Origin of the sequence: uncultured Rikenella sp. (genome assembly GCF_947628055.1) — a bacterium.
Taxonomy (GTDB): Bacteria; Bacteroidota; Bacteroidia; order Bacteroidales; family Rikenellaceae; genus Rikenella.
Genome location: NZ_CANQYJ010000109.1, coordinates 1 through 8111 on the forward strand (window position 1 = coordinate 1; position 8111 = coordinate 8111).

Consider the following 8111-nt stretch of genomic DNA (forward strand, 5'->3'; position numbering starts at 1 on the left):
GCGATTGCCCGTATTGATCAGCATCACCCCCGGCTTCATCCGCGCAATCGCCCCCTCGTCGATCATGTAACGCGTCTGTTCGGTCAGCGGGCAGTGCAGCGAAATGATGTCCGAGCGTCCGTACAGTTCGTCCAGCGGCACATACCTCATCCCCGCCTCCCGCGCGAACCGTTCGTCCGGATACGGGTCGTAGCCCAGCACCTCCATGCCGAAACCGCGCAGGATACCGATCAGAATCTTCGCAATCTTGCCCGTGCCGACAATCCCGGCCGTTTTTCCGTGCATATCGAACCCCATCAGTCCGTGGAGCGAGAAATTCCCGTCCCGCGTGCGCCAGTACGCCCGGTGAATTTTCCGGTTGAGGGTCAGCATCAAGGCCACAGCGTGTTCGGCCACCGCATAAGGCGAATAAGCCGGCACCCTCACCACCGTAATCCCGTTCCGGGCCGCCGCCTCGAGGTCCACATTGTTGAACCCCGCACAACGCAACGCGATCAAAGGCACCCGCAGCTCCTTCAAGGCCTCGACCGTTTCCGCGTCCGCCGTGTCGTTCACGAAGATGCAGACCGCCGCCGAGCCCTTGGCCAGCACAGCGCTCTCCGCCGTCAGATGCCCTTTGTAATAGCGTATGTCGAAGCCGAAAGCCTCGTTGGTTTTGTCGAACGACTCCCTGTCATAAGGTTTCGCGCCGAAAAATGCGATTTTCGTATTCATAGCGTGTTTCGTATTAGTCCGGATAAAGAGCGAGCAAAAACAGTGCCTGAGAAAGATCCAGCCATTCGTCCGGGTCATTTCCGATTCCGGCCGGAAGTCGGTTCCGCCCCGCCGCCCGGGCCGTAATATTCCCCCGCCGGCCGCCGCTTCATGCCGCCTCGCCTTTCGCCTCGCCGCCCGATTGCCCGGGCCGTAATACTCCCCAGCCGCCCGGGCTATAATACCCGCCGCCGAGAGACGTCCCGCCGCCTCATACAACCTCGTCCCAGACGGCAAAAAATCCCCCCTTATTTCAAGCCCCCCTCCGCCTGAACTCCGACAGCACGATCCCCGTCGCCGTCGCCACATTCAGCGACTCCGCCGTCGCCGGGGCCGACGGCGGATACGGCGGAATAAACAATTTGCGCGTCACCCGGGCCGCGATTTCCCGGGAGACCCCCCGCCCCTCGTTCCCCATCACGATCAGGCCCTTATCCGGCGAAAGACCGCACGTATAAATATTCTCCCCCTCCAGAAAAGTCCCGTAGACCGGCAGCCCCTCGTCCGCCGCCATCCCGAGCAGCCGCAGCAGAGGCCCGTAATGCACCCTGACCCTCAGGATCGCCCCCATGGTCGCCTGCACCACCTTCGGGCTCCAGCAGTCCGCCGTGGCAGGCGAGCAATAGACATCGCGCACCCCGAACCAATCCGCCAGCCTCAGGATCGTCCCTAAGTTGCCCGGATCCTGCACATCGTCCAGCGCCAGCGCCAGCCCCGCCGCCGAGAGACGCCCCGCCTCAGGAAACGACGGGATTTCCGCCACCGCCAGCACCGGCGTCGGCGTCCGCAGGAACGAGATGCGCCCCATCTCCGCCGGCGACACATTTTCCCCGACCCGATAAACCGCACGGACAGAGAACCCCGAAGCCAGCAATTCGCCCACGAGCTTCTCGCCCTCCGCCACGAACAGCCCTTCGGCCCGCCGGCTCGCCTTGTCGCCCAACGACCTGATCCTTTTGATTTCCGCTTTGGTTAACATCTGCAACAGAGGTTGTGATCCCGATAACAAAAATAGACAAATTCACACGAAAAGCCCGCCGGTTTCCGGAAAAAGCGTTACCTTTGTATTTCAGAAACTAATTCTGAAAATTGACATGCTGACACGTAAGACCGCCCGCTTGATCTTAGAGGATGGTACGCAGTTCGACGGCTTCTCGTTCGGTGCAGAGTGTTCTGTATCGGGGGAAGTCGTTTTTTCTACTGCTATGACAGGTTATCCGGAGAGCCTGACCGACCCTTCTTATTCCGGACAGATTCTGGTCATCACCTATCCTCTGATCGGGAACTACGGCGTGCCGGACACCTCGGCGGTGGACGCGGCCACGGGGCTGCCGCAGTTTTTTGAATCCGACCGCGTGCATGTCAAAGGGCTGGTGATCAGCGACTATTCGGTTCGGTACAGCCACTGGAATGCAGTCAAGAGCCTCTCCCACTGGTTAGAGGAGAATGGCGTGCCGGGGATATTCGGCGTCGATACCAGACAAATCACAAAAATCATCAGGGAACGCGGGGTGATGCTCGGGAAATTACTTCAGGAATCCGACTATGCCCGTGCCGGCCAGATCGGATTCCACAACCCCAACAAGGAAAACCTCGTCGAAAAAGTCTCTTGTACCGAAATCATTACCTACGCCAATCCGGAGGCAAAGCGGACGATCGTGTTAGTAGACTGCGGGTGCAAGTACAACATCATCCGGTGCCTGTATCGCCGCGGGGCGACGGTGGTGCGGGTGCCGTGGGACTACGACTTCAGCACCTTGGATTACGACGGCGTGATGCTCAGCAACGGGCCGGGAGACCCGGCATTGTGCGGGGCGACCATCGCCAATATCAAGAAAGCAATGACATCCAAACCGGGGAAGCCTATTTTCGGGATTTGCCTCGGGAACCAGCTCCTCAGCTGGGCGGCCGGGGCCTCTACCTATAAACTCAAATACGGGCACCGGTCACACAACCAGCCGGCATTGGAAGTGGGGACAAACCGGGCCGTCATCACATCGCAAAACCACGGGTACGCCGTCGATCCGGCAGGCTTGGGGGACGGCTGGGAGCCGTACTTCATCAACCTGAACGACAATACCATCGAAGGGATCAGACACCGGACTTTGCCATTCTTCAGCGTCCAGTTCCACCCGGAGGCCACCAGCGGGCCGGTGGACACCGAATACCTTTTCGACCAGTTTATTGACCTAATCGACCAATACAAGAAATAATGCCACACACCACGGACAACCCCATAAAGAAAGTAGTGCTGCTCGGTTCGGGCGCACTCAAGATCGGCGAAGCGGGAGAATTCGACTACTCCGGATCGCAGGCGCTCAAGGCGCTCAAGGAAGAGGGGATATATACGATACTCATCAACCCGAACATCGCCACGGTGCAGACCTCAGAAGGGATTGCGGACAAAGTCTACTTTTTGCCCGTAACGCCGGACTTCGTCGAAGACGTGATCGCGAAGGAGCGGCCGGACGGGATTCTGCTGGCTTTCGGGGGGCAGACCGCCTTGAACTGCGGCGTCAGGCTCTACCGGAACGGGGTGCTGGAAAAATATAACGTGCGGGTCTTGGGGACGCCGGTGCAGGCCATTATGGACACGGAAGATCGGGACCTGTTTGTGCACAGACTGGAGGAGATACATGTCAAGACCATCAAGAGCGAGGCGGTTACATCGGTAGGGGAAGCGAAACGGGTGGCCAACGAGCTGGGGTATCCGGTGATTATCCGCGCCGCTTATACGCTGGGGGGATTGGGATCGGGCTTTTGCGACAACGACGCGGAACTCGACTCGCTGGCCTCCAAGGCGTTCACCTACTCGCCGCAGATACTGGTCGAAAAGTCGCTCAAGGGGTGGAAAGAGGTCGAATACGAAGTGGTGCGGGACAAGTACGACAACTGCATTACGGTTTGTAATATGGAGAACTTCGACCCGCTGGGGATTCACACCGGCGAGTCGATCGTGGTGGCGCCGTCTCAGACCTTGACCAATGCGGAATACCATAAGCTGCGGGAGATCGCCATCAAGATCATCCGGCACGTGGGGATCGTGGGGGAATGCAACGTGCAGTACGCGCTGGATCCGAACTCGGAAGATTACCGGGTGATCGAGGTCAACGCGCGGCTCTCGCGTTCGTCGGCGCTCGCATCCAAAGCGACGGGGTATCCGCTGGCATTCGTGGCGGCGAAATTGGGGCTGGGGTACGGACTGCATGAACTGAAAAATTCGGTGACCAAGTCGACGACGGCTTGCTTCGAGCCGGCGTTGGACTACATCGTTTGCAAGATTCCGCGGTGGGACTTGAGCAAATTCAAAGGAGTTAGTCGTGAACTGGGGTCATCCATGAAATCGGTGGGCGAAGTGATGGCCATCGGTCGGAACTTCGAGGAAGCGATCCAGAAAGGGCTCAGGATGATCGGACAGGGGATGCACGGCTTCGTGGCCAACAAAGAGATGGCCGTGGACGACATCGACCGGGAGCTGACCAAGCCGACAGACAAGCGGATTTTCGTCATCGCGCAGGCATTCAAGCACGGATACACAGTCGAACGGATTCACGAACTGACCAAGATCGACAACTGGTTCCTGCGGAAATTGGAAGGGATCATCGCACTGGAACACGAGATGGGGGCATACCATCGGCTGGCGGACATGCCGGACGGACTGCTGTGGGAAGCCAAGCGGAAAGGATTCTCCGACTTTCAGATCGCCCGGACAGTGCTGCACAACGAAGACCTCCGGATGGAGGAAGGGCTGCTCGACGTGCGGGCCTATCGGAAAGCGAAAGGGATTGTGCCGGTGGTGAAACAGATCGACACCTTGGCGGCGGAATATCCGGCACAGACCAACTACCTCTACCTCACCTATAACGGGACGGCGCACGACATCGACTTCGCGCACGACAATAAATCGGTCATCGTGTTGGGGTCGGGAGCCTATCGGATCGGGTCATCGGTCGAATTCGACTGGTGTTCCGTGAGCGCGATCAACACGATCCGCGCGAACGGGCTGCGGGCCGTGATGATCAACTACAACCCGGAGACCGTTTCGACCGACTACGATATGTGCGACCGCCTGTATTTCGACGAACTGACATTGGAGCGGGTGTTGGACATTACCGACCTCGAGATGCCGCGGGGAGTGATCGTTTCGGTGGGAGGGCAGATACCGAACAACCTCGCGATGAGACTTTATCAGGAGAACGTGCCGATTTTGGGGACAGCGGCCACCAATATCGACCGGGCGGAAGACCGGCACAAGTTCAGCGAGATGTGCGACGAATTAAGGATCGACCAGCCGCGGTGGAAAGAGCTGACCTCGATGGACGAGATTTACCATTTTGCGGACGAAGTGGGATTCCCGCTCTTGATTCGGCCGTCGTACGTGCTCTCCGGGGCGGCGATGAACGTCGTATCCAATAAGGAAGAGCTGGAGCACTATTTGACCTTGGCGACCAACGTGTCGAAACAGTACCCGGTGGTGGTGACCGAGTTCGTCAACAACGCCAAGGAGATCGAAATCGACGCGGTGGCGAAGGAGGGAGAAGTGCTCATCTATGCCATTTCCGAGCACGTCGAGTTTGCCGGAGTGCATTCGGGGGACGCGACCATTGTTTTCCCGGCCCAGAAACTCTACATCGAGACGGTAAGGCGGATCAAGAAAATTGCGCGGCAGATCGCGCGGGCGCTCGAAATTAGCGGGCCGTTCAACATGCAGCTCTTGGCAAAGGACAACGATATTAAAGTGATCGAGTGCAATCTGCGGGCATCGAGGAGCTTCCCGTTTGTTTCTAAGGTGTTGAAAGTCAATTTTATAGACATTGCCACACGGGTGATGCTGGGGCTCGATCCGAACGTGCCGCACAAGTCGGCCTTTGAACTCGACTATGTGGGGATCAAGGCGCCGCAGTTCAGTTTCAGCCGGTTGCAAAAAGCGGATCCGGTATTGGGGGTCGAGATGGCCTCCACAGGCGAGGTCGGATGTATCGGGGAGGACTATTACGAGGCGATTTTGAAGTCCATGCTGTCGGTGGGATATTCGATACCGAAGAGCAGCGTCTTGCTCTCCACGGGGGATGCGAAATCGAAGACCCAGACCCTCGAAGCGGCAAAGGCTTTGCAGCGGCGGGGATATACGATCTATGCCACGCGCGGGACGACGAACTTCCTGGCCGAGAACGGGGTGCAGGCGACGGCGGTCGGGTGGCCGGATCAGGATCCCGCGGTGAGCGGCGTGCCCAATGTGCTGGATTTTATCAAAGGACACCGGATCGACTTCGTGGTCAACATACCGAAAAACCTGACGAAAGACGAATTGAACAACGACTATACGATCCGCCGGTCGGCCATCGACTTCAATATCCCGCTGATTACCAATGCGCGGCTGGCCAATGACTTCATCGTGGCATTCTGCCGGAAAGGGCGCGAAGAGCTGAAGATCAAGGCTTGGAACGAATACAAATAGCCGGTCGGATGTAATGCGGCATACGGGAAAATGCAAGATAATATACGGAAAGATGCAAGATGATATACGAAAATTGCAAGATAATATACGAAAAATACAATACTTGCAATAAAATATACGAACCGGCAATCGGATGACGGAAGTCCTGCGATTGCATTCTTTAACTATCTGACCATGAGCGTCCCCGAAGAAAATCCGTTCCGGAACTACCGCCACACCGCCTCGGTCGTCGGCCTGCCGGTCTTCGCCGGCGCCTTGCTGCTGCTACTCGCCTCCGTGCAGCCTGTACAGCCGGATAGGATTAGGCTTTGGGTGTGGTGCGCGGTAGGGATAGCCGCGATGTTCACCCTGTTGGGGATCGTCGGCCGGGCCGCTCTTCGCCAGCAGGTTCGGAAAGGCAACCCCCATTGCGCCACGCCCATAGGGCGCAGGTACATGCTTTTGGTCTTCATCAGTTCCGCGGCAGGCGTGCTGGAATCGGCCGCACTCGCCGTTTGCGTGCTGACCGGATGGATACGGCTCCATATCGGCATCCTGCTGCCCGGCATGCTGGCCGCGCTGACCGCAGCACTGGCCGCCGCAGGCATCGTGTGGCGCACCATAGGCCGACCCGGAACAAAATGACAACCGACCATCACCTTAGATTTGGCTATTCGGAATAGAAAAGCTATCTTTGCAGCGCCAAAGAAAATAACGTTTAATAACAAAGCACAAAAATGAAAGCAGGAATTCATCCCGAAGGGTACCGTGTCGTGGCATTCAAGGATATGTCCAACGATCAGGTCTTTTTGTGCCGGTCCGCCGTCAATACGAGAGAGACGATCGAAATAGACGGCGAAACCTATCCCGTCTACAAGATGGAAATCTCCAGCTCGTCGCACCCGTTCTACACCGGGAAGCAGACCCTGGTGGATACCGCAGGACGCGTCGATAAGTTCATGAGCCGGTATCAGAAACACTACGATAAACGCAACGCGAAATAATATCCGTCGGGATTATCGTTGCAAGTACCCGCGTGACTTCTTTCTTTGTAAAGAAAGAAGTCACGCATTTTTTGTAGGTTTTATTATATTGGGGAGGGAAGTGTTCCTTTTTTCGCCTCGATCCGGCGGGGCTTTCTCTCCGGCGGAAGGTTCCTACGCCGGGGGTAGATGTTTTTCTTCTCCTCCCGCTCAGGCCGCGGGGCCCTCACTTTTTGGCATTTCCCAACCGACGCTGCCAGCGGTGCCGCTCGGCACTCGAACCGGGGCCTCTACCCTGAATAAGGTGAGCGGCGAGGAGGAACCGAGCAGCGTTCCGAGGGCAGAGACCACTTGTGGGCTATGCCGAGGTAGCGCGAGGAAGCCGGAGGCAAAACAAGCGAAGCGCAGTTAAAAAGTAAGCAAAAAGCGCATCAAAGGGGGCCAGCCCCCTTTGCCATTTTCCGCTGCCTCGAGTGATGAGAGTACTTTTATCATTTCGGTCGCAGCCTGCGGGGAACGCAACTCTCGCGTAAGCGATTAAAGAGTTGCGACCCTCCGTGGGGGGAAGCTGCGGCCCGCCCGGTTCTGCGAACCGGATTTTCATCGGCGCCCACGACAAATAGGGTTACGAATACGGCCTGAAGCCAGCAGAAAGGTTTAGCCCGGCTCGAGAGCCGAGCGGCACCGGGCCTCCGCGGGGGGAGGCTGCGGTACGCAAAGCAATCAGCCTCCGGTATTCCTGCTGGGCTGTAACTCCCTCTTAACCGGAACCCGCAATGCCGAGCGGCAGCAGGTCGGACGCCCGGGAGAGAACGCAACGAGCACTGCCGAGTTGCGAGCCTCTCGTGGGGAGGCGTCCGACCCGACATGGGGAGATCGCAGCCGAACCGAGTTTCCACCGGCGCGCAGGTTTTGTTCGGGGTAATTCCGGCCCAAGC

At 57.8% G+C, this 8111-nt stretch carries 6 protein-coding genes; 4 read left to right on the forward strand and 2 right to left on the reverse strand.

What is annotated here, in order from left to right; translation table 11 throughout:
- Nucleotides 1-714 (reverse strand): 2-hydroxyacid dehydrogenase (locus tag Q0Z93_RS08815; RefSeq protein ID WP_298064636.1); only part of this gene is annotated, 714 nt, incomplete at its 3' end.
- A 292-nt stretch (nucleotides 715-1006) separates the two neighbouring features.
- The gene (locus tag Q0Z93_RS08820; RefSeq protein WP_298064638.1) at nucleotides 1007-1732 is read right to left on the reverse strand and encodes an RNA methyltransferase; all 726 of its coding nucleotides are present in this window, start codon (nucleotides 1730-1732) and stop codon (nucleotides 1007-1009) included.
- 115 nt (nucleotides 1733-1847) lie between these two features.
- Here Q0Z93_RS08820 and carA point away from each other — a divergent pair, with 115 nt between their 5' ends.
- The 4 genes from carA to Q0Z93_RS08840 all read left to right on the forward strand — a co-directional run bounded on the left by carA (nucleotide 1848) and on the right by Q0Z93_RS08840 (nucleotide 7194).
- The gene (carA, locus tag Q0Z93_RS08825) at nucleotides 1848-2966 is read left to right on the forward strand and encodes a glutamine-hydrolyzing carbamoyl-phosphate synthase small subunit (protein WP_298064640.1); all 1119 of its coding nucleotides are present in this window, start codon (nucleotides 1848-1850) and stop codon (nucleotides 2964-2966) included.
- Nucleotides 2966-6211: a carbamoyl-phosphate synthase (glutamine-hydrolyzing) large subunit gene (gene carB / locus Q0Z93_RS08830; protein WP_298064642.1), complete on the forward strand. Its 3246-nt coding sequence runs from the start codon at nucleotides 2966-2968 to the stop codon at nucleotides 6209-6211. Before carA ends, carB begins: the two co-directional genes overlap by 1 nt.
- Before the next feature lie 174 nt (nucleotides 6212-6385).
- The gene (locus Q0Z93_RS08835) at nucleotides 6386-6835 is read left to right on the forward strand and encodes a hypothetical protein (protein ID WP_298064644.1); all 450 of its coding nucleotides are present in this window, start codon (nucleotides 6386-6388) and stop codon (nucleotides 6833-6835) included.
- Between the two features lie 92 nt (nucleotides 6836-6927).
- Nucleotides 6928-7194 (forward strand): type B 50S ribosomal protein L31, encoded by a 267-nt coding sequence (locus Q0Z93_RS08840; RefSeq protein WP_298064646.1) that lies wholly within the window; start codon nucleotides 6928-6930, stop codon nucleotides 7192-7194.
- The last annotated feature ends 917 nt before the right edge of the window (nucleotides 7195-8111 follow it).